The following is a 20,731-nucleotide window of genomic DNA, read 5'->3' on the forward strand; positions in this document are numbered from 1 at the left end:
ACCATGCCGGCTTCTTTTGTTCATCTACGCCTGCACACCGAGTATTCGCTGGTCGACGGTCTGGTCCGGGTCAAACCGTTGATCAAGGCGCTGACCGGCATGAACATGCCTGCCGTGGCAGTGACTGATCAGAACAACATGTGTTCGCTGGTCAAATTCTACAAGGCCGCCCAAGGCTCCGGGATCAAGCCGATCTGTGGTGTCGACCTGTGGCTGGCGGGCAGGGATGAGGACGCTGCGCTCAGTCGTATCAGCCTGCTGGCAATGAATGCTCAAGGCTACCGCAACCTGACCGAACTGATCTCACGCGGCTTCATCGAGGGCCAGCGCAACGGTCAGATCGTCATCCAGCGCCAGTGGGTCGCGCAGGCCAGCGAAGGCGTTATTGCGCTTTCCGCGGCCAAGGAAGGCGAAATCGGCATGGCATTGCTGGGCGGCAACCCAGGCGAGGCAGACGAGCTGCTGCGCGAATGGCTGGAAGTATTTCCTGATCGCTTCTATATAGAGGTGCAACGCACCAACCGCACCAACGACGAAGAACATTTGCACGCCGCAGTGGCGCTGGCCGAGCGCCACGGTGCGCCGCTGGTCGCGACCAACGATGTGCGCTTTATCAAACAGACCGATTTTGAGGCTCACGAGACTCGCGTGTGCATCGGCGAAGGCCGGGCGCTGGACGACCCGCGTCGCTCTCACAATTACAGCGATCAGCAGTACCTGAAAAGTCCGGAAGAAATGGCCGAGCTGTTCAGTGATTTGCCTGAGGCGCTGGAAAATACCGTCGAGATTGCCAAGCGCTGCAACATCGACGTCAAGCTGGGCACCCACTTCTTGCCCAACTTCCCGATTCCCGATGGCATGACCATCGACGAGTACTTCCGCAAAGTCTCGTTCGACGGTCTTGAAGAGCGTCTTGCTGTCCTGTTGCCCAAGGACACCACCGAAGATTACGAAGCCAGGCGCCAGGTGTATGTCGACCGGCTGAATTTCGAGCTGGACATCATCATCCAGATGGGCTTCCCCGGTTACTTCCTCATCGTTATGGACTTCATCCAGTGGGCCAAGAGCAACGGCGTACCGGTAGGTCCGGGTCGGGGTTCGGGTGCCGGCTCGCTGGTCGCCTATGTACAGAAGATCACCGATCTCGATCCGCTGGAATATGACCTGCTGTTCGAACGCTTCCTGAACCCGGAGCGGGTTTCCATGCCCGACTTCGACGTCGACTTCTGCATGGACGGTCGTGATCGGGTTATTGAATATGTGGCCGAGAAATACGGCCGCAATGCAGTCAGTCAGATCATCACCTTCGGTTCCATGGCGGCCAAGGCGGTGGTGCGTGACGTTGCGCGGGTACAGGGCAAGTCTTACGGGTTGGCTGATCGACTGTCGAAGATGATCCCGTTCGAAGTCGGCATGACCCTAGAAAAGGCTTACGAGCAGGAAGAAATCCTCCGCGATTTCCTCAAGGTAGACGAGGAAGCCGCTGAAATATGGGAAATGGCCCTCAAGCTTGAAGGCATCGTGCGTAACGTGGGCAAGCACGCTGGTGGTGTGGTTATCGCCCCCACCAAGCTGACGGACTTCTCGCCGATCTATTGCGACGAAGCCGGCGACGGTCTGGTGACCCAGTTCGACAAGGACGATGTCGAGGCCGCAGGGCTGGTGAAGTTCGACTTCCTCGGTTTGCGAACCCTGACGATCATCGACTGGGCGCTGAAGACCATCAACCGCGACCGCGCCAAGGTCAACGAAGCGCCTCTGGACATCGCGTTCATTCCGCTCGATGACATGCCGACTTACCAGTTGCTGCAACGGGCTGAAACCACGGCGGTCTTCCAGCTCGAGTCGCGCGGCATGAAGGAGCTGATCAAAAAGCTCAAGCCCGACTGCCTGGAAGACTTGATCGCACTGGTGGCGTTATTCCGTCCCGGCCCTTTGCAGTCGGGCATGGTAGACGACTTCATCAACCGCAAGCACGGCCGTGCAGAGCTGTCTTATCCGCACGTCGATTACCAGTATGAGGGCCTCAAGCCCGTGCTGGCACCTACTTACGGCATCATTCTGTATCAGGAACAGGTGATGCAGATCGCACAGGTCATGGCCGGTTACACCCTCGGCGGTGCGGACATGCTGCGGCGAGCGATGGGCAAGAAAAAGCCCGAGGAAATGGCCAAGCAGCGGGGCGGTTTCATTGATGGCTGCAAGACCAACAATATCGACGCGGATCTGGCCGGTAACATTTTCGACCTGGTTGAGAAATTCGCGGGCTACGGCTTCAACAAATCCCACTCGGCGGCCTATGGGCTGGTGTCGTATCAGACTGCCTGGCTGAAGACTCACTACCCTGCGCCGTTCATGGCGGCGGTTTTATCGGCGGATATGCACAACACCGACAAGGTCGTGACCTTGATCGAAGAAGTGCGCACCATGAAACTGCGCCTTGACGCGCCGGACGTGAACACCTCCGAATTCAAGTTCACTGTAAGCGACGACGGCCGCATTCTGTATGGCCTCGGCGCTATCAAGGGCGTGGGCGAGGGCCCGGTCGAGGCCATTACCGATGCGCGCCAGAACGGGCCGTTCAAGGATCTGTTCGATTTCTGCGCGCGCGTTGACCTCAAACGGGTCAACAAGAGAACGCTCGACGGCCTGATTCGCAGTGGTGCGCTGGATCGCCTCGGCCCGTACTTCGAATTGGAACCCAAGGCGTATCAAGCCAATATCGACCGTAACCGTTCGGTGTTGCTGGCAGCGCTGGAAGAGGCCATTCAGGCTGCCGAGCAGACCGCCCGCAGCCGCGACAGTGGCCACTCGGACCTGTTTGGCGGCCTGTTTGTCGAGGCGGATGCCGACGTATACGCCAACCATCGCAAGACCCGCGAGTCGAGCCTCAAGGATCGTCTGCGGGGTGAAAAGGAAACCCTGGGGCTGTACCTGACCGGGCATCCCATCGACGAATATGAAGGCGAGATTCGCCGCTTCGCCCGTCAGCGGATCATTGACCTGAAACCGGCCAGAGACACCCAGACGGTCGCGGGTCTGATCATTGCCTTGCGCGTGATGAAGAACAAGAAGGGCGACAAGATGGGGTTCATCACCCTGGATGACCGCTCGGCACGCATCGAAGCGTCGCTGTTTGCCGAAGCGTTTCATTCGGCCCAGTCACTGTTGCAGACCGATGCTATTGTTGTGGTCGAAGGAGAAGTGAGCAACGATGATTTCTCTGGAGGGCTGCGACTGCGCGCCAAACGTGTGATGAGTATCGAGGATGCACGTACCAACCTGGCCGAAAGCCTTCGCGTGACGGTACACGCCGACGCGCTCAAGGGTGAACGGCTGCGCTGGTTCGGTGATCTTTGCAAGCGCCATCGAGGTGCCTGCCCGATCACTGTGGATTACACCGGGAAGGACGCCAAAGCACTGCTGCAATTGGGAGAAGCGTGGCGTATTGATCCTGCGGACAGCTTGATTCAAGCTCTGCGTGACCAGTTCGGGCGTGAGAACGTCTTTCTCCAGTATCGTTGAACGTCGCAGGCTCGACTTGCGCTCAACCCTGAATTTTAATTTCGACCTGACCGCGCCTGTTCCGAACAGGAAGGGCGCAGACGGATCAACCGGCCGGCCTCTTGGCCGTCGACCCAAGACGGATGCCTATGAACCCGAATTTCCTTGATTTCGAACAGCCTATCGCTGACTTGCAGGCCAAAATCGAAGAACTGCGCTTGGTGGGTAACGACAACTCGCTGAACATCGGCGACGAGATCTCCCGGCTGCAAGACAAGAGCAAGACGCTTACTGAAAGCATCTTCGGTAACCTCACCAGCTGGCAGATTGCGCGCATGGCGCGTCATCCGCGTCGTCCCTACACGCTGGACTACATCGAAAACATCTTTACCGAGTTCGATGAGCTGCATGGCGACCGTCACTTCTCCGATGACGCTGCGATCGTCGGCGGCATTGCCCGTCTGGACAATCAGCCGGTGATGGTCATCGGCCACCAGAAAGGTCGTGAAGTGCGCGAGAAAGTGCGCCGCAATTTCGGCATGCCGCGCCCTGAAGGCTACCGCAAGGCCTGCCGTCTGATGGAGATGGCAGAGCGCTTCAAAATGCCGATTCTGACCTTCATCGACACGCCGGGCGCCTACCCTGGTATCGACGCCGAAGAGCGCAATCAGAGCGAGGCTATTGCCTGGAACCTGCGCGTGATGGCCCGTCTTAAAACCCCGATCATCGCCACCGTCATCGGCGAGGGTGGTTCCGGCGGTGCGCTGGCCATTGGTGTGTGCGATCAGTTGAACATGCTCCAGTACTCGACCTACGCGGTCATTTCGCCTGAAGGCTGTGCTTCGATTCTGTGGAAGACCGCCGAGAAGGCGCCGGACGCTGCCGAAGCAATGGGCATCACCGCAGATCGCCTGAAGGGTCTGGGTATTGTCGATAAGGTCATTCCTGAGCCACTGGGTGGCGCGCACCGCGATCCGGTGGCAGCAGCAGGCCTGATCCGTGAAGAATTGAGCAGCCAGCTGGCAATGCTCAAGGCGTTCGATAATGACGCGCTGCTGGCTCGCCGTTATGACCGATTGATGAGCTACGGCCTGTAAGCTGCATCGCGTCGATTGTTCCCACGCCTTGCGGGCTTCTGCCCAAAAGGCGTGGGAGCGAACCGCGCGACGCTTTGTTTGTTCGCGAAAGGGCAGGTTTGAGCACTGAAACAGTCAGTGTGCGAATCAGCCAAACCGGTGAAAAACACCAATGACCACCCCCTTGTGCAGCGGTCATGACCTTTCTGCCAGGCTTCTTCAAGCCTTGGCTCCATGGCGCAATGCGCCTGTCTGGCACGTCGGCTTTTCCGGCGGCCTTGATTCCACCGTGCTGCTGCATCTTCTGGCTGAACTCGCCAGATCCGAAAACCTGCCTGCTTTACACGCGATCCATGTCCATCATGGCCTGCAAGCCGCAGCCGATGCCTGGCCGGAGCATTGTCGTCAGGTTTGTCAGGCGATGGGTGTGCCGTTCGAACAGGTCAGCGTAAAGGTCGAGCCCGGTGCCAGCGTCGAGCAGGCTGCCCGGCAGGCGCGCTATAAGGCGTTTACCGAACAGCTCGGTGCTGGAGACGTGCTGCTGGCCGCTCAGCATCGCGATGACCAGGCCGAGACGTTGTTATTTCGTCTGATACGCGGTGCCGGCGTTCGCGGTCTGGCCGCCATGCCTGATCAGCGTGCCCTGGGGCGTGGGCATCTGGTGAGGCCGCTATTGGCAGTGTCGCGAATCGAACTGGAAGCCTATGCGCATCAGCATGGCCTGAACTGGATTGAAGACCCCAGCAATAACGATCAGCAATTCTCGCGCAATTTTCTGCGCGGTCAGGTCCTGCCCTTGCTGACGTCCAGGTGGCCTCAGGCATCCGCCAGTCTGGCGCGCACTGCAGAGCATCTCGGCGAAGCTCAGCAACTGCTTGACGAGCTTGCACTGCTGGATCTGGCCAATGCACAGGCCACAACAGCCTTTGCCTGGCTGGATTTGCCTGTACTCGGTCTGAAACCGCTCGCCGGGTTGTCTGCAGCGCGACAGCGCAACGCACTGCGTCATTGGCTGGCTCCGCTGACCCGGCTGCCCGATACTGATCATTGGGCTGGCTGGGTTGCATTGCGCGATGCTGCCCAGGATGCGCGTCCGCTCTGGCGGCTGGCCGATGGAGAGCTGCATCGGACGCAGGATTGCCTCTGGTGGCTGCCCGCAGCCTGGTCGCTGACCTGTGACAGCGTCATGAGCTGGCTCGATCCGGCTGACGCGCTGCACCTGCCTGGCAATGGTCGGGTGATGCTGGAAGGAGAGCCGCCCTCGGGAGCACTGGAAATACGCTGCAGGCGGGGCGGTGAGGCCATGCAACTCAGCGGGCGTGGCAGCCGCGATCTCAAGCGGTTGCTCAATGAGCAAGGTGTACCGACGTTCCTGCGCGGCAGATTGCCGCTGCTGTATCGCGACAATACCCTGCTGGCGGTCGCCAACCTGCCTGGACTGGACGGTTCGCCCAATGAACGCTGGCGTTTGCGCTGGATTGCACCGACCCGCGACCAAAGTTTGAGCTGAAAGGCCCTTTCAGGTAGACTACGCTCCCTTCTTGATACAGCTTCTGTTGGTTCTTTTGAAACAACGCAAGTTGCCGGTTACCAACCAGTATTTACTGGGTAATTCTTAAAATGTAGCGCACGATACGCTGGCTTTTGCCGGTCGGTTTCAACGCAGCAGTTTCGGGAGTACGCCATGAATTTTGTCGGTAATCGGGGGCTTAGGCCTTCCTTCGCTTTCCCCGGCGGCTCTGACCGCTTTAACGCAGACTTCTAGGGTTTTTCATGACGCGCTACATCTTCGTCACGGGCGGTGTTGTTTCTTCATTGGGGAAAGGCATCGCCTCGGCTTCACTGGCGGCCATCCTGGAGGCGCGGGGACTCAAGGTCACCATGCTGAAACTGGATCCCTACATCAACGTCGACCCAGGCACCATGAGCCCGTTTCAGCACGGTGAGGTGTTCGTCACCCACGATGGCGCTGAAACCGACCTCGACCTCGGTCACTATGAGCGGTTCATCCGCACCACGATGACCCAGAACAACAACTTCACCACTGGCCGTGTGTACGAACACGTCCTGCGCAAAGAGCGCCGTGGTGATTATCTGGGCGCGACCATTCAGGTCATCCCGCACATCACCGACGAGATCAAGCGCCGCATCATCAAGGGCGCCGGTGATGCCGACGTGGCACTGGTCGAAATCGGCGGTACGGTAGGTGACATCGAGTCGCAACCGTTCCTTGAAGCCATCCGTCAATTGCGTTTCGAAGTCGGCGCGCGCCGCGCGATGCTGATGCACCTGACACTGGTGCCTTACATTGCCACCGCTGGCGAGACCAAGACCAAGCCGACGCAACACTCGGTTAAGGAACTGCGCTCCATCGGTCTGCAGCCTGATGTACTGGTTTGCCGCTCCGATCACCCGATCGATATTTCCTCGCGTCGCAAGATCGCTCAGTTCACCAACGTCGAAGAGCGCGCGGTCATTGCTCTCGAAGACGCGGATACCATCTACAAGATCCCGGGTATTCTGCACTCGCAGGGCCTGGATGATTTCGTGGTCGAGCGCTTTGGTCTGCAATGCGGCGGTGCCGACCTGTCCGAATGGGACAAGGTGGTCGACGCCAAGCTCAACCCCGAACACGAAGTCACCATCGCGATGGTTGGCAAGTACATGGAACTGCTCGACGCCTACAAGTCGTTGATCGAAGCCATGAGCCACGCGGGCATCACCAACCGCACCAAGGTGAACTTGCGTTACATCGATTCCGAAGACATCGAGAACCAGGGCACAGGCCTTCTGGAAGGTGTGGACGCCATTCTGGTCCCGGGCGGCTTCGGTCTGCGCGGTGTTGAAGGCAAGATCACCGCCGTTCAGTTCGCTCGTGAAAACAAGGTTCCGTACCTGGGGATCTGCCTCGGCATGCAAGTGGCGGTCATCGAGTTTGCCCGTAACGTGCTGGGCTGGAAAGACGCCAACTCCACCGAATTCGACCGAACCAGCGCGCATGCCGTGGTCGGTCTGATCACCGAGTGGGAAGACGCCACCGGCGCAGTCGAGACACGCACCGAAAGCTCCGACCTGGGCGGCACCATGCGTCTGGGCGCGCAAGAGTGCCAGCTTGAAACGGGTTCTCTGGTTCACGACTGCTACAGCAAGGACGTGATTGTCGAGCGCCATCGTCATCGCTACGAAGTGAACAACAATCTGCTGCCTCAGTTGATCGAGGCCGGCCTGAAGATTTCCGGTCGCTCCGGTGACGGTGCGCTGGTTGAAGTGGTAGAAGCACCGGATCACCCGTGGTTCGTCGCCTGCCAGTTCCACCCAGAGTTCACTTCCACGCCGCGTGACGGACACCCGCTGTTCAGTGGTTTCGTCAAGGCCGCGCTGGCACAACATCAGAAAAACTCCTGACAGGGACTGCAGACATGGCTCAGAAAATCATCCGCGTAGGTTCGATCGAGATCGCCAACGACAAGCCGATGGTGCTGTTCGGCGGCATGAACGTACTCGAGTCCCGGGATATGGCCATGCAGGTCTGTGAAGAGTACGTAAAGGTGACCGAAAAGCTCGGCATCCCTTACGTGTTCAAGGCCAGCTTCGACAAGGCCAACCGCTCCTCGGTGAATTCCTACCGCGGGCCTGGCCTTGAAGAAGGCATGCGAATTTTCGAAGAGATCAAGCGTACCTTCAACGTCCCGCTGATCACTGATGTCCACGAGCCTCACCAGGCAGCTGTGGTTGCAGAAGTCTGCGACATCATCCAGCTGCCGGCCTTTCTGTCGCGTCAAACCGATCTGGTCGTCGCGATGGCCAAAACCGGCGCCGTCATCAACATCAAGAAAGCCCAGTTTCTCGCGCCTCAGGAAATGAAACACATCCTGACCAAATGCGAGGAAGCGGGTAATGATCAGTTGATTCTCTGCGAGCGCGGTTCCAGTTTCGGCTACAACAATCTGGTAGTGGATATGCTCGGCTTCGGCATCATGAAGCAGTTCGAGTACCCGATACTGTTCGACGTGACCCATGCGCTGCAGATGCCGGGTGGTCGTTCCGACTCTGCCGGCGGCCGCCGCGCTCAAGTACTCGATCTGGCCAAGGCCGGCATCAGCCAGAATCTTGCCGGTCTGTTTCTTGAAGCCCATCCAGACCCGGACAATGCCAAATGCGACGGGCCGTGCGCCTTGCGTCTGGACAAGCTGGAACCTTTCCTGGCCCAGCTCAAGTCACTGGATGAACTTGTCAAAAGTTTTCCGATCGTAGAGACCGCTTGAACAGGGTTCTCCGGTAAAGTGCCGTTCCCCGTCATTCGTGACGGGGTTGTTGCATTCAGACCTGCCTTTTTCTGCGTCTGATTGCGAGCACCGTTTTCCCAGCTGCGTCGTTTTCGTCAATCTTGGAGTGTTTACAACAATGGCAAAAATCGTCGACATCAAAGGTCGTGAAGTTCTCGACTCACGTGGCAACCCCACCGTAGAAGCAGATGTGCTCCTCGATAACGGCATCATCGGCAGCGCATGTGCGCCGTCCGGTGCGTCAACCGGCTCGCGCGAAGCGCTGGAGCTGCGTGATGGCGACAAGAGCCGTTACATGGGCAAGGGCGTGCTGAAGGCTGTTGCCAACATCAATGGTCCGATCCGCGATCTTTTGCTGGGCAAAGACCCGGTTGATCAAAAGGCTCTGGACCACGCGATGATCGCGCTCGATGCCACCGAGAACAAGGCAAGCCTGGGGGCGAACGCAATCCTCGCCGTTTCTCTGGCTGCGGCCAAGGCTGCTGCGCAGGATCAGGATCTGCCGCTTTACGCGCACATCGCCAACCTCAATGGCACACCGGGCGTGTACTCCATGCCGGTGCCGATGATGAACATCATCAACGGTGGCGAGCATGCCGATAACAATATCGACATCCAGGAATTCATGATCCAGCCTGTCGGCGCCAAATCCTTCGCTGAAGGCCTGCGTTGGGGCACCGAGATTTTCCATCACCTCAAAGCTGTGCTCAAGGCACGTGGCTTGAACACTGCTGTCGGTGACGAAGGTGGTTTTGCACCTAACCTGGCGTCCAACGCCGAAGCCCTGAGCGCAATCGCAGAGGCAGTCGCCAACGCAGGCTACACGCTGGGCACTGACGTGACCCTGGCGCTGGACTGCGCAGCAAGCGAGTTTTACAAGGATGGCAAGTACAAGCTCAGCGAAGAAGGCGAGTACGACTCTGCCGGTTTCGCCGAATACCTTGCCGAACTGACGCGCAACCATCCGATCATCTCTATCGAAGACGGTCTGGACGAGTCGGATTGGGATGGCTGGAAAGTCCTCACCGACAAGATCGGCGAGAAGATCCAGCTGGTAGGCGACGACCTGTTTGTGACCAACACCAAGATTTTGAAGGAGGGCATCGACAAGAAGATCGCCAACTCCATTCTGATCAAGTTCAACCAGATCGGCACCCTGACCGAAACGCTGGAGGCCATCCAGATGGCCAAAGCCGCCGGTTACACCGCGATTATCTCTCACCGCTCTGGTGAAACCGAAGATTCGACCATTGCCGACCTGGCGGTGGGCACCTCGGCTGGCCAGATCAAAACCGGTTCGCTGTGCCGCTCCGATCGCGTCTCCAAGTACAACCAGTTGCTGCGCATCGAGGAGCAATTGGGCGCCAAAGCTGTGTATCGTGGTCGTGCCGAGTTTCGCGGCTGAGCCATAGATGGTAAAAAGACGCAGAGCGCTGCCAGGAATCGAGTCTTGTGACTATTCTTTGCAGCTGTGATGCTGACGCTCCGCGGTAATCTGGAGTGATTGAGCCTGGCTTATGTCAGGCTCAATGCCCTCAGTCATTTGTTCTTCACGCTGGCTCTGCTGTTTTTTTACTGGGTACCTGATATTTCAATGCGCAGTCCTAACTGGTTGTTCCTCGTCCTGCTCTTGTTGCTGGGTGGCTTGCAATACCGTCTTTGGGTCGGTAACGGCAGCCTTGCGCAAGTGGCCAGCCTGACTCAGCAGATTGCCGACCAGCACGCTGAGAATGAGGTGCTGCTCGAGCGCAATCGCGTACTCGATGCAGAAGTCATGGAGCTGAAAAAAGGCCTGGAGACCGTTGAGGAGCGCGCCCGGCATGAACTGGGCATGGTCAAGGACGGCGAAACCCTTTACCAGCTCGCGCAATAATCAAGTTGGTGCAATGACAGATTTCCTTCCTGCCTTCTGGGCAGTGATACCTGCGGCGGGCATCGGAGCCCGCATGGCAGCCGATCGTCCCAAGCAGTACTTGCAATTGGGCGGCCTTACCATTCTCGAACACAGCCTGCTCTGCTTTCTGAATCACCCCCGACTGAAGGGGCTGGTGATCAGTCTGGCCGTGGACGACCCTTACTGGGGCGAGCTGCCCTGTGCGCATGATTCGCAAATCCAGCGGGTAAATGGCGGTAACGAGCGTTCGGGTTCGGTGCTTAATGCGCTGTTGCACCTGCATGCTCAGGGCGCGAGTGACAATGATTGGGTTCTGGTGCACGACGCTGCAAGGCCGAACCTTGCGCGCAGTGACCTGGATAATCTGCTGGGCGAATTGGCGAATGACCCTGTGGGCGGCCTGTTGGCTGTGCCGGCCCGCGACACCCTCAAACGCGCCGACAGCAGCGGCCGCGTACTCGAAACCGTGGACCGTAGCCTGATCTGGCAAGCCTTCACGCCGCAGATGTTTCGTCTCGGTGCCTTGCATCGCGCGCTTGCCGACAGTCTTGTGTCGAATGTCAGCATTACCGATGAAGCCTCTGCCATAGAGTGGGCGGGGCAGTCACCTCGTCTGATCGAAGGGCGTTCCGATAACATCAAGGTCACTCGCCCCGAAGACCTTGAATGGCTGAGGCAGCGCCGCAGCGAGTTCGGACGCTAGCGCCTGCTACTGGCGATACTCGTCCCGCATCGCCAGTCCCTCCTTGAGGTAGTCCACCAGCTTGCGCACCTTGGGCGACAGGTGCCGTTGCTGTGGATACAGTGCCCAGACCGCTGTGTTGGGCGGTTGATGAGTGTCCAGCAGCGATACCAGCGTGCCATCCTTCAAATGCCTTTGCACGTAGTAGTCCGGCAGCTGGCAAAGACCAATCCCGTGCAACGCGGCGTCCAGCACCGCCTGGCCACTGTTGCAACGCCAGTTTCCCTGAACCCGCTGAGAAAACTCTCGGCCGTTCTGTTGCAGTTGCCAGGTATCGCTGCCGCCAATCAGGCAGTTATGACGGCCAAGTTCCGACAGGCTGTGAGGCCTTCCGTAACGTTCGATGTAGGAGGGCGACGCGCACACGTACATTTTGCGTGGTGCAATGCGGGTCGCGACCATGCGCGAGTCCTGCAGTCGACCCAGTCGAATCGCCAGGTCCATGCCTTCATGCACCAAATCCAGCGTCTCGTTACTCAATTCGATGTCGACGCGCAACTGCGGGTAGAGATCCATAAAGCGGGTGACCAGCGGCGTGATGAAACGCTCGCCATATGCCACTGCACAGGTCATGCGTAACAACCCCTTGGGCTCGCTGGCCAGATCGCCTACCGCGCGCAGTGCTTCCTCGCGCCCGTCCTGCAGACGTTGGCAGTGATGCAGAAATGTCTGCCCGGCCTCGGTCAACGCGACCTTGCGCGTGCTGCGGTACAGCAGGCGAGTCTGCAGGCGTTCTTCAAGGCGCACGATCTGTCGACTGACATGTGACGAAGAAACGCCGAGCCGCAGGGCCGCAGCGGTGAACTGGCCACATTCAGCGACGGCAACGAACTCATCCAGACCTTCCCAGCGATTGGTGTACATCGATTATCCCTGTACAGCATTAATGTTTTGCTTTTAGCCGTATTACTCATCAAATGGCACTGTACTACACTGCAAACCTTGTTTTTACTCGTCGGAGAAAATTGATGATCAAGTCACGCGCTGCTGTCGCCTTTGAAGCCAAAAAGCCACTGGAGATCGTTGAAGTCGATGTCGCCATGCCCAAGGCCGGAGAAGTGCTACTCAAAGTGGTGGCGTCCGGCGTCTGCCATACCGATGCCTATACGCTGTCCGGCGCTGACCCTGAAGGTATATTCCCATCGATTCTCGGCCACGAAGGCGGTGCTATTGTCGAAGCAATCGGCGAAGGCGTGACCTCGGTGGCGGTCGGCGATCATGTCATTCCGCTGTATACCCCGGAGTGCCGTCAGTGCAAATTCTGCCGTTCGGGCAAGACCAACCTGTGTCAGGCAATTCGCTCGACTCAGGGCAAAGGCCTGATGCCGGATGGCACCACGCGCTTTTCCTACAAGGGCGAGCCGATTTTCCACTACATGGGCACCTCGACGTTCTCTGAATACACCGTGCTGCCGGAAATCTCGGTGGCCAAGATAGACAAGAAAGCTCCGCTGGAAAAAGTCTGCTTGCTGGGTTGCGGTGTTACCACCGGTATCGGCGCAGTGCTCAACACGGCCAAGGTAAAGCCGGGCGACACCGTCGCGGTCTTCGGTCTGGGCGGCATTGGCCTGTCGGCGGTGATCGGTGCGGTCAAGGCCAAGGCGGCGCGAATCATCGCCATCGATATCAACCCGGCCAAGTTCGAGATCGCCAAGCAGTTGGGTGCAACCGATTGCGTCAATCCGAAGGATTTCGATCGTCCTATCCAGGAAGTCATCGTCGACATGACGGATGGCGGTGTGGATTTCTCCTTTGAGTGCATCGGTAATGTGCAACTCATGCGTTCAGCGCTGGAATCCTGCCACAAGGGCTGGGGCGAGTCGGTGATCATCGGTGTTGCCGGTGCCGGTCAGGAAATCTCTACCCGTCCGTTCCAACTGGTGACCGGGCGCGTCTGGCGCGGTTCGGCGTTTGGCGGCGTGCGTGGCCGTACCGAACTGCCGAGCTACGTCGACATGGCGCAGACCGGCGAAATCCCGCTGGATACGTTCATCACCCACACCATGGGCCTCGAAGATATCAACAAGGCGTTCGATTTGATGCACGAAGGCAAAAGCATTCGTACCGTCATTCATTTCTGAGTAACAACGCCAGTCTGTCAGCTTCAAGCGCCCGCTTGAAGCTGACAGCTGTTTACTGGGGGACCCCTTATGCCTTTGGAAAATATTTCCTGTCAGAAAAGCTTTGGTGGCTGGCACAAGCGTTACAAGCACCACTCGCAAGTGCTGGGCTGCGATATGGTCTTTGCTGTCTACCTGCCGCCTCAGGCAGAGCAGGGCGGCAAGCTGCCGGTTCTGTACTGGCTGTCCGGTCTGACCTGCACTGACGAAAACTTTATGCAGAAGGCTGCTGCTCATCGGCTTGCCGCCGAGTTGGGCATTATTATCGTGGCGCCCGACACCAGCCCGCGCGGTGCTGATGTGCCGGACGACCCCGACGGTGCCTGGGATTTCGGACACGGCGCCGGTTTTTATCTGAACGCCACTGAGCAGCCCTACGCGCGGCATTATCAGATGCATGATTACGTGGTCAAGGAACTGCCTGCGCTGATTGAGGCGCATTTTCCGGCGTCTCAGGCACGCAGCATCAGCGGCCACTCGATGGGCGGTCACGGTGCGCTGGTGTGCGCCTTGCGCAACCCGGGGCGCTACAAATCCGTGTCGGCATTTTCACCCATAGGCAACCCGATCGATTGCCCTTGGGGGCAAAAAGCCTTCTCCCGCTATCTGGGCGAGGATCGGTCCCGCTGGCGCGAGTGGGATGCCAGCGTCTTGATGGCCGAGGCTGCGGAAAAACTGCCGACCCTGGTTGATCAGGGCGATCGTGATGATTTTCTGGTCAATCAGCTCAAGCCCGAAGCCTTGCTTCAGGCTGCCAAAACTGCTCATTACCCGCTGACACTGCGGATGCAGCCCGGTTACGACCACAGCTATTTCTTCATCGCCAGCTTCATCGAAGACCATCTAAGGCATCACGCCGAAGCCTTGAACAGCTAACGTGCGCCAAAGCAGGTAGAATCACGCCCTGTCTTTTTTCAGGGCGTTTTTTATGCGTATTGGTCATGGCTATGATGTGCACCGTTTTGCCGAAGGCGATTTTATTACCTTGGGCGGCGTGCGGATTGCACACGGTTTCGGCCTGCTGGCCCACTCCGATGGCGATGTCCTGCTGCACGCCTTGAGCGACGCACTTCTGGGTGCTGCGGCCCTGGGCGATATCGGTAAACACTTTCCCGATACCGACCCGCAGTTCAAGGGCGCTGACAGTCGGGTCCTGCTTCGGCATGTACTCAAGCAGATTCACGGCAAGGGCTGGAAGGTCGGTAACGTCGACGCCACCATTGTCGCTCAGGCGCCAAAAATGGCGCCTCATATCGAGGCCATGCGTGCGTTGATCGCCGAGGACCTGCAGGTGGACCCGGACCAGGTGAACGTGAAAGCCACGACTACGGAAAAACTCGGTTTTACCGGGCGTGAAGAAGGTATTGCCGTGCATGCCGTCGCGTTGTTGCTGCCAGCATGACCGAACTGGAACTGCTGGGGCCAAGGGCCTACGGTGATGCGTTGGGCAGTGCTGTCCTCAAGGCTACAGCTGAAGATTTTCAGGTGGACGAAGTACTGGACATCCCCCTGTCGGGCGATGGCGAGCATTTGTGGTTGTGGGTCGAGAAGCGCGGCCTGAATACCGAGGAGGCTGCCCGCCGACTGGCACGGGCAGCGGGCGTTCCGTTGCGCACAGTCAGCTACGCCGGTTTGAAGGATCGCCAGGCGCTGACTCGTCAATGGTTCAGCATTCAACTGCCCGGCAAGGCAGACCCTGATCTGTCCGCGGCCCAGAACGAGACCCTGCAGATTCTCAAGACCGGCCGGCATCGGCGCAAGCTGCAGCGCGGCGCTCACGCAGCCAACGGCTTCACACTCAGGCTGACCCGTCTGGATGCCGACAAGGACGCATTGAATCAGCGTCTCGAGACCATCGTCCGAAAGGGCATACCCAATTATTTCGGTGCTCAGCGTTTCGGTTATCAGGGCGGTAACCTGGGTGAAGCCCGTGATTATGCCAGCCGTCAGGCGCTGCCTGAGCAGCGTGCAGTGCGCTCGCGTCTGTTGTCCACGGCGCGTAGCTACCTGTTCAATCGGGTGCTTGCGGCCCGTGTGGCCGATGGCAGCTGGCAGCAAGCTCAGGTAGGCGATCTGCTGGCGTTCACAGACAGCCGGAGCTTTTTTCCGGCCGGGCCTGACGAGTGCAGCGACCCGCGGCTGGCGATTCTCGATCTGCATCCCACGGGCCCGCAGTGGGGTAAAGGCCCTTCGCCAGCTGGCGGCGTCACCGCAGAGCTGGAAAACACCATCGCCAGCGACGAATCCGCACTGCGCGACTGGCTGATCAGGGCCGGCATGGAGCACGAACGTCGCATCCTGCGACTGCCCATCGGGCGGCTGACGTGGCATTATCCCGAGTCTGACATTCTGCAACTGGAATTCGTCCTTCCGCCCGGATGCTTCGCCACTGTTTTGGTGCGTGAACTCGTGGATCTGGTGCCGGTTGGGCAGACGGACAGCTCATGCGTATTCTGATATCAAATGATGACGGGGTGACTGCACCTGGTCTTGCAGCGCTTTATGCCGCGCTGGCCGATTACACCGAGTGTGTGGTGATCGCGCCTGACCAGGATAAAAGCGGTGCCAGCAGTTCACTGACACTTGATCGGCCCTTGCACCCGCAAACACTGGCCAACGGTTTCATCAGTCTCAACGGCACGCCGACCGATTGCGTGCATCTTGGGATTCATGGGCTATTGGAACGTGAACCGGACATGGTGGTTTCGGGTATCAATCTGGGCGCCAATCTGGGCGACGACGTGCTGTACTCCGGCACGGTGGCAGCAGCCCTGGAGGGACGCTTTTTGCAGCGTCCTTCGTTCGCCTTTTCGTTTCTGTCACGTCAGCCGGATAATCTGGCGACGGCGGCGCATTATGCGCGTTTGCTGGTCGAGGCCCATGAGCAGCTCGACCTGCCTCCCCGTACGGTACTGAACGTGAATATTCCAAACCTGCCGCTGGAGCATATCCGTGGCATTCAACTGACCCGATTAGGGCACCGGACCCGAGCCGCAGCACCGGTGAAGGTCGTCGACCCGCGGGGGCGTGCCGGTTACTGGATCGCAGCGGCTGGCGATGTGGAGGATGGCGGCGCCGGGACCGATTTTCACGCGGTCATGCAGGGCTATGTCTCAATCACACCGTTGCAGCTGGACCGGACGTATCAGGACGGTTTCAGCAGCCTGAACCACTGGCTGGAGGGTCTGCGTTGATGTCGCGCGATCAGGATGATCTATTGCGTCGCGGGATCGGGATGACCTCGCAGCGAACCCGCGAACGGCTTATTCAGCGTCTTTGCGAAGAAGGTATCTCCAACGCGCGCGTGCTGGACGTGATCCGCAAGACGCCCAGGCACTTGTTCGTCGACGAGGCGCTGGCGCATCGTGCCTACGAAGACACGGCGTTGCCCATTGGTCATAACCAGACGATTTCCCAGCCTTACATGGTTGCGCGAATGAGCGAGCTGCTTCTGGCGGCTGGCCCGCTGGACAAGGTCATGGAGATCGGCACCGGCTCCGGTTATCAGACAGCGGTACTGGCGCAGCTGGTGGAGCGCGTATTTTCGGTCGAGCGCATCAAGGTGCTTCAAGACCGCGCCAAGGAACGTCTGGTCGAACTGAACGTGCGCAACGTGGTTTTTCGCTGGGGTGACGGCTGGGAGGGCTGGCCGGCTCTGGCACCCTACAACGGGATCATCGTGACGGCGGTAGCCACCGACGTGCCACAGGCGCTGCTGGATCAGTTGGCGCCAGGTGGGCGGCTGGTAATACCTGTAGGTTCTGGCGAGGTTCAGCAACTGATGCTGATCATCCGCGAGGAAAACGGTTTTTCACGGCATGTATTGGGTGCTGTGCGCTTCGTTCCGCTGCTTAACGGGCCGATCGCCTGAAGATTGTCTGTGGCGGCGAGTGAATTCTGGCGCCAGTCATCGGTCTACACCGCGCGGCCTGTAATGTTAGATTGCCTGATGGCGTCATCTCATGCAGCTTATTGATACATAACAACGTTTTTCAGTAGTTAATCACTGGCTGCCCGCCGCTAATGCGGCACAACAGGCATCTTTTTTGAATCCAGTCACCAGTAAAGGGAGTGGCGGGTGAGTCTCACAGTCATTCAGCAGCTCAGGTCTTCAAAAAGTTATCAGCGTCTGGTGATTGGCATTGCTCTCAGTGTCCTCTTGGTCGGCTGCTCGAGTTCGCCCTCGGGCGGCGTTCGCGTCGTGGATCGCAACGGCAATGCCGTTGCGCAACGCCCGACGGTGACCACTGGCCAATACGTGGTCAGGCGCGGTGATACGCTTTTTTCTATTGCATTTCGTTACGGCTGGGACTGGAAAGCGCTGGCGGCCCGTAATCAGATTCCGGAGCCGTTTACAATCAAGCCAGGTCAGACGATTCGCTTTGACGGCCGTTCCTCTTCAACGCAGGGTGTAGCGTCGACTTCCGAATCGGGACGTCCGGCGACCACTTCATCAACCACTACCAGCAGCTCCGGCTCGGTCAAAACCACGGTCATGTCGAAGCCGGTTGCGGTTGTACCGGTGGTGATACCTCCTTCGGCGACTACCGCCACAGGCCCGGCCGGCCGGTCTCCGTCGGGTTGGATCTGGCCTTCTAGTGGCATTTTGATAGGAAAATTTTCCTCAAACGGCAGTTTGAATAAAGGAATTGATATCGCTGGTGATTTGGGACAGCCTGTTTTGGCAGCGTCTGATGGGTCAGTTGTTTACGCCGGAAGTGGATTACGGGGCTACGGCGAATTGATCATCATCAAACACAGCGATACCTACGTCAGTGCCTACGGTCATAACCGCAGGCTTTTGGTACGGGAAGGGCAACAGGTCAAGGCAGGGCAGACGATTGCCGAAATGGGGTCAACAGGAACTGACCGGGTGAAGTTGCATTTTGAGATTCGCCGCCAAGGTAAACCTGTAGACCCGCTGGGATTCTTGCCACGTCGTTGATAGTTGCCAGCCTGTTCCTGGCGTAATAGGAACAGGCTCAAGTGTTGCCATGGAACCAGGCGGCGCTGGAGCTTGAGGTCGAACTCACCAAAGGACTAAAGCAATGGCTCTTGGCAACGAAGCGCCGGAGTTTGACATCGATGATGAAGTGCTCCTTATGGAAGCCGGCATTGTCCTGAAGGAAGCGTCAGACGAGAAGCAGCCACCCGCTGCCTCGGGGCGTACCAAGGTCAAGCAATCATCATCGCTCAAACAACATAAATACATTGATTACACACGGGCGCTCGACGCAACCCAGTTGTACCTCAATGAAATCGGTTTCTCCCCTCTGCTGTCCCCGGAAGAAGAAGTCTATTTTGCGCGCCTGTCGCAAAAGGGAGATCCGGCCGGGCGCAAACGCATGATTGAAAGCAATCTGCGGCTGGTGGTCAAGATTGCCAGGCGTTACGTCAATCGTGGCCTGTCACTTCTCGACCTGATCGAGGAGGGCAATCTGGGGTTGATCCGGGCTGTCGAGAAATTCGACCCTGAACGCGGCTTTCGCTTTTCCACCTATGCCACTTGGTGGATTCGTCAGACCATCGAACGGGCAATCATGAATCAGACCCGGACCATCCGGTTGCCGATTCATGTGGTCAAGGAACTCAATGTCTATCTGCGTGCAGCCAGAGAGCTGACTCAGAAACTGGACCACGAACCGACCCCTGAAGAAATCGCCAACCTGCTGGAAAAGCCAGTGGGTGAGGTCAAGCGCATGCTGGGCCTGAATGAGCGTGTATCTTCCGTGGATGTGTCGTTGGGGCCTGATTCCGACAAGACTCTGCTGGACACTCTGACTGACGATCGTCCCACCGATCCGTGTGAGCTTCTGCAGGACGATGATCTGTCGCAGAGCATCGATCAGTGGCTGTCCGAACTCACCGAGAAGCAGCGTGAAGTGGTTATCCGTCGCTTTGGCCTGAGGGGGCATGAGAGCAGCACACTTGAAGATGTAGGGCTTGAGATCGGTCTGACACGCGAGCGTGTAAGGCAGATCCAGGTTGAAGGACTCAAGCGCCTGCGAGAGATCCTTGAAAAGAACGGTTTGTCCAGCGAATCGCTCTTCCAGTAGCGCCCCTCCCGCAGTGTCACCCCAAGGCCGATATAACACTTGATGTGTGTATCGGCCTTTTCATATGTCTTTCGTCATCTAAATTTGAGCGTGTGATTTCTCTGCGCGTTTCCAGGCGGAGGGTGTCGCCGGTTTCATCAGGTAAGTAACGCCGGATTCTTGTAATCCATCGCGTACATCTGTTGTAAGTCATCAAGGCTTTGTGGGTGAGAATTACTGCCAAACGGCGTGTAGGCTGGCTCCAGGTGGCTGATTTCAAAGTCTTTATTTTCTGAGTGGTCAGGCTCGCAGAAATATTCTGGAGCGTTTGAGGTGTTGCTCTTCGAGGTTAAATCTCTAATATCGAAGCTGTGCCAACGGATCGGCACAGGCTATCAAGGATGACGGCCAAGGACATCGCAGGACGCGATTCATCAGGATGATGACAAGGGAATACAGGGATTAGGGAGAAAATGTGGGCGGGTCATACCGCCCCTTTTTTTTTGCCTGTCAAACAGCAAGTTCGACTCAAAAAAAAGGCCCTTTGAAGGGCCTTTTGTCTGTCTGGAATCTAGCGCTCCAGGTGTTCGATCTTGCCTGGTTTGCCATCCCACTCTGCGGCGTCCGGCATACCGTCTTTCTTTTCGGTGATGTTGGGCCACACCTCGGCAAGTTCGGCGTTGAGCTCGATGAAGTTTTCCATGCCGGCCGGGATCTCGTCTTCGGAGAAAATGGCTACAGCAGGGCACTCTGGTTCACAGAGTGCACAGTCGATGCATTCGTCCGGGTGAATCACCAGGAAGTTCGGGCCTTCGTAAAAGCAGTCCACCGGACAGACTTCTACGCAGTCGGTGTACTTGCACTTGATGCAGTTGTCGGTGACGACGAAGGTCATTTCTAATTTTCTCCTCAGGCGGCTGCAGCAGAGCCCTTCCAGACAGGGTTGCCAGGTTCGGGAGGTTTCCCGGCCCTATGAAAACACGTGCTTTTGGTGGGTGACCTTGAGGCAGTCGGACTGCGTCGCCTGCCACCTACCCTTGGTTCGCTGCGTTTTCACGCGGCTCGAAAAACAGC

The 20,731-nt window shown here is 58.1% G+C and carries 18 protein-coding genes; 16 read left to right on the forward strand and 2 right to left on the reverse strand.

Annotated features, from left to right (window positions below; translation table 11 throughout):
* Nucleotides 1–3 precede the first annotated feature (3 nt).
* The 8 genes from dnaE (at nt 4) to ispD (ending at nt 11,463) form a co-directional block, all read left to right on the forward strand.
* Nucleotides 4–3,525, forward strand: a complete 3,522-nt coding sequence (gene dnaE, locus I9H09_RS06675) for a DNA polymerase III subunit alpha (RefSeq protein ID WP_024671822.1) — start codon at nt 4–6, stop codon at nt 3,523–3,525.
* Between the two features lie 128 nt (nt 3,526–3,653).
* A complete protein-coding gene (locus tag I9H09_RS06680) occupies nt 3,654–4,601 on the forward strand; it encodes an acetyl-CoA carboxylase carboxyl transferase subunit alpha (RefSeq protein ID WP_024671823.1) in 948 nt (315 codons plus the stop codon).
* 151 nt (nt 4,602–4,752) lie between these two features.
* Complete coding sequence (tilS, locus tag I9H09_RS06685) at nt 4,753–6,090, forward strand: tRNA lysidine(34) synthetase TilS (protein ID WP_122347819.1); 1,338 nt, start codon at nt 4,753–4,755, stop codon at nt 6,088–6,090.
* Nucleotides 6,091–6,353: 263 nt separating this feature from the next.
* Nucleotides 6,354–7,985, forward strand: a complete 1,632-nt coding sequence (gene pyrG, locus I9H09_RS06690; RefSeq protein ID WP_005891854.1) for a CTP synthase — start codon at nt 6,354–6,356, stop codon at nt 7,983–7,985.
* Between the two features lie 14 nt (nt 7,986–7,999).
* A complete protein-coding gene (kdsA, locus tag I9H09_RS06695; RefSeq protein ID WP_003314314.1) occupies nt 8,000–8,845 on the forward strand; it encodes a 3-deoxy-8-phosphooctulonate synthase in 846 nt (281 codons plus the stop codon).
* A 139-nt stretch (nt 8,846–8,984) separates the two neighbouring features.
* Nucleotides 8,985–10,271, forward strand: a complete 1,287-nt coding sequence (eno, locus tag I9H09_RS06700; protein WP_005891857.1) for a phosphopyruvate hydratase — start codon at nt 8,985–8,987, stop codon at nt 10,269–10,271.
* 189 nt (nt 10,272–10,460) lie between these two features.
* Nucleotides 10,461–10,739, forward strand: coding sequence for a cell division protein FtsB (gene ftsB / locus I9H09_RS06705; protein ID WP_005891859.1), 279 nt, complete (start codon nt 10,461–10,463; stop codon nt 10,737–10,739).
* A gap of 13 nt (nt 10,740–10,752) precedes the next feature.
* On the forward strand, nt 10,753–11,463 hold the full coding sequence (gene ispD / locus I9H09_RS06710) for a 2-C-methyl-D-erythritol 4-phosphate cytidylyltransferase (protein WP_122347820.1): 711 nt from the start codon (nt 10,753–10,755) through the stop codon (nt 11,461–11,463).
* A gap of 6 nt (nt 11,464–11,469) precedes the next feature.
* On the opposite strand, the gene I9H09_RS06715 is transcribed toward ispD, so the two are convergent.
* Nucleotides 11,470–12,366 carry a LysR substrate-binding domain-containing protein gene (locus I9H09_RS06715; RefSeq protein ID WP_005891865.1) on the reverse strand — a complete coding sequence of 299 codons (897 nt, stop codon included), beginning with the start codon at nt 12,364–12,366 and terminating at the stop codon, nt 11,470–11,472.
* A 104-nt stretch (nt 12,367–12,470) separates the two neighbouring features.
* Between I9H09_RS06715 and I9H09_RS06720 the strand changes: the two genes are divergently transcribed.
* From I9H09_RS06720 to rpoS, 8 genes are all read left to right on the forward strand, one after another.
* Complete coding sequence (locus I9H09_RS06720; protein ID WP_005766009.1) at nt 12,471–13,583, forward strand: S-(hydroxymethyl)glutathione dehydrogenase/class III alcohol dehydrogenase; 1,113 nt, start codon at nt 12,471–12,473, stop codon at nt 13,581–13,583.
* 69 nt (nt 13,584–13,652) lie between these two features.
* A complete protein-coding gene (fghA, locus tag I9H09_RS06725; protein WP_053480462.1) occupies nt 13,653–14,498 on the forward strand; it encodes an S-formylglutathione hydrolase in 846 nt (281 codons plus the stop codon).
* Between the two features lie 52 nt (nt 14,499–14,550).
* Entirely contained in the window at nt 14,551–15,024 is a 474-nt protein-coding gene (gene ispF, locus I9H09_RS06730) for a 2-C-methyl-D-erythritol 2,4-cyclodiphosphate synthase (protein ID WP_005891875.1), read from the forward strand.
* Complete coding sequence (truD, locus tag I9H09_RS06735) at nt 15,021–16,079, forward strand: tRNA pseudouridine(13) synthase TruD (RefSeq protein WP_122347821.1); 1,059 nt, start codon at nt 15,021–15,023, stop codon at nt 16,077–16,079. Before ispF ends, truD begins: the two co-directional genes overlap by 4 nt.
* The gene (surE, locus tag I9H09_RS06740; protein ID WP_024671828.1) at nt 16,067–16,816 is read left to right on the forward strand and encodes a 5'/3'-nucleotidase SurE; all 750 of its coding nucleotides are present in this window, start codon (nt 16,067–16,069) and stop codon (nt 16,814–16,816) included. The genes truD and surE overlap by 13 nt, the downstream gene beginning before the upstream one ends.
* A gap of 41 nt (nt 16,817–16,857) precedes the next feature.
* The gene (locus I9H09_RS06745) at nt 16,858–17,493 is read left to right on the forward strand and encodes a protein-L-isoaspartate(D-aspartate) O-methyltransferase (RefSeq protein WP_005891883.1); all 636 of its coding nucleotides are present in this window, start codon (nt 16,858–16,860) and stop codon (nt 17,491–17,493) included.
* A 207-nt stretch (nt 17,494–17,700) separates the two neighbouring features.
* Nucleotides 17,701–18,567, forward strand: a complete 867-nt coding sequence (locus I9H09_RS06750; protein ID WP_122347822.1) for a peptidoglycan DD-metalloendopeptidase family protein — start codon at nt 17,701–17,703, stop codon at nt 18,565–18,567.
* Between the two features lie 103 nt (nt 18,568–18,670).
* Nucleotides 18,671–19,678, forward strand: a complete 1,008-nt coding sequence (rpoS, locus tag I9H09_RS06755) for an RNA polymerase sigma factor RpoS (protein WP_005891887.1) — start codon at nt 18,671–18,673, stop codon at nt 19,676–19,678.
* Nucleotides 19,679–20,228: 550 nt separating this feature from the next.
* On the opposite strand, the gene fdxA is transcribed toward rpoS, so the two are convergent.
* Nucleotides 20,229–20,552 (reverse strand): ferredoxin FdxA, encoded by a 324-nt coding sequence (fdxA, locus tag I9H09_RS06760; protein ID WP_005891889.1) that lies wholly within the window; start codon nt 20,550–20,552, stop codon nt 20,229–20,231.
* Nucleotides 20,553–20,731: the final 179 nt, after the last annotated feature.

This window comes from Pseudomonas tremae (assembly GCF_023278125.1).
Lineage (GTDB): Bacteria > Pseudomonadota > Gammaproteobacteria > Pseudomonadales > Pseudomonadaceae > Aquipseudomonas > Aquipseudomonas tremae.

Excerpts from the sequence above, each read along its gene's own strand:
- dnaE (WP_024671822.1), top strand. The coding sequence starts at position 4 with ATGCCGGCTTCTTTTGTTCATCTACGCCTGCACACCGAGTATTCGCTG.
- I9H09_RS06680 (WP_024671823.1), top strand. The coding sequence starts at position 3,654 with ATGAACCCGAATTTCCTTGATTTCGAACAGCCTATCGCTGACTTGCAG.
- tilS (WP_122347819.1), top strand. The coding sequence starts at position 4,753 with ATGACCACCCCCTTGTGCAGCGGTCATGACCTTTCTGCCAGGCTTCTT.
- pyrG (WP_005891854.1), top strand. The coding sequence starts at position 6,354 with ATGACGCGCTACATCTTCGTCACGGGCGGTGTTGTTTCTTCATTGGGG.
- kdsA (WP_003314314.1), top strand. The coding sequence starts at position 8,000 with ATGGCTCAGAAAATCATCCGCGTAGGTTCGATCGAGATCGCCAACGAC.
- eno (WP_005891857.1), top strand. The coding sequence starts at position 8,985 with ATGGCAAAAATCGTCGACATCAAAGGTCGTGAAGTTCTCGACTCACGT.
- ftsB (WP_005891859.1), top strand. The coding sequence starts at position 10,461 with ATGCGCAGTCCTAACTGGTTGTTCCTCGTCCTGCTCTTGTTGCTGGGT.
- ispD (WP_122347820.1), top strand. The coding sequence starts at position 10,753 with ATGACAGATTTCCTTCCTGCCTTCTGGGCAGTGATACCTGCGGCGGGC.
- I9H09_RS06715 (WP_005891865.1), bottom strand. The coding sequence starts at position 12,366 with ATGTACACCAATCGCTGGGAAGGTCTGGATGAGTTCGTTGCCGTCGCT.
- I9H09_RS06720 (WP_005766009.1), top strand. The coding sequence starts at position 12,471 with ATGATCAAGTCACGCGCTGCTGTCGCCTTTGAAGCCAAAAAGCCACTG.
- fghA (WP_053480462.1), top strand. The coding sequence starts at position 13,653 with ATGCCTTTGGAAAATATTTCCTGTCAGAAAAGCTTTGGTGGCTGGCAC.
- ispF (WP_005891875.1), top strand. The coding sequence starts at position 14,551 with ATGCGTATTGGTCATGGCTATGATGTGCACCGTTTTGCCGAAGGCGAT.
- truD (WP_122347821.1), top strand. The coding sequence starts at position 15,021 with ATGACCGAACTGGAACTGCTGGGGCCAAGGGCCTACGGTGATGCGTTG.
- surE (WP_024671828.1), top strand. The coding sequence starts at position 16,067 with ATGCGTATTCTGATATCAAATGATGACGGGGTGACTGCACCTGGTCTT.
- I9H09_RS06745 (WP_005891883.1), top strand. The coding sequence starts at position 16,858 with ATGACCTCGCAGCGAACCCGCGAACGGCTTATTCAGCGTCTTTGCGAA.
- rpoS (WP_005891887.1), top strand. The coding sequence starts at position 18,671 with ATGGCTCTTGGCAACGAAGCGCCGGAGTTTGACATCGATGATGAAGTG.
- fdxA (WP_005891889.1), bottom strand. The coding sequence starts at position 20,552 with ATGACCTTCGTCGTCACCGACAACTGCATCAAGTGCAAGTACACCGAC.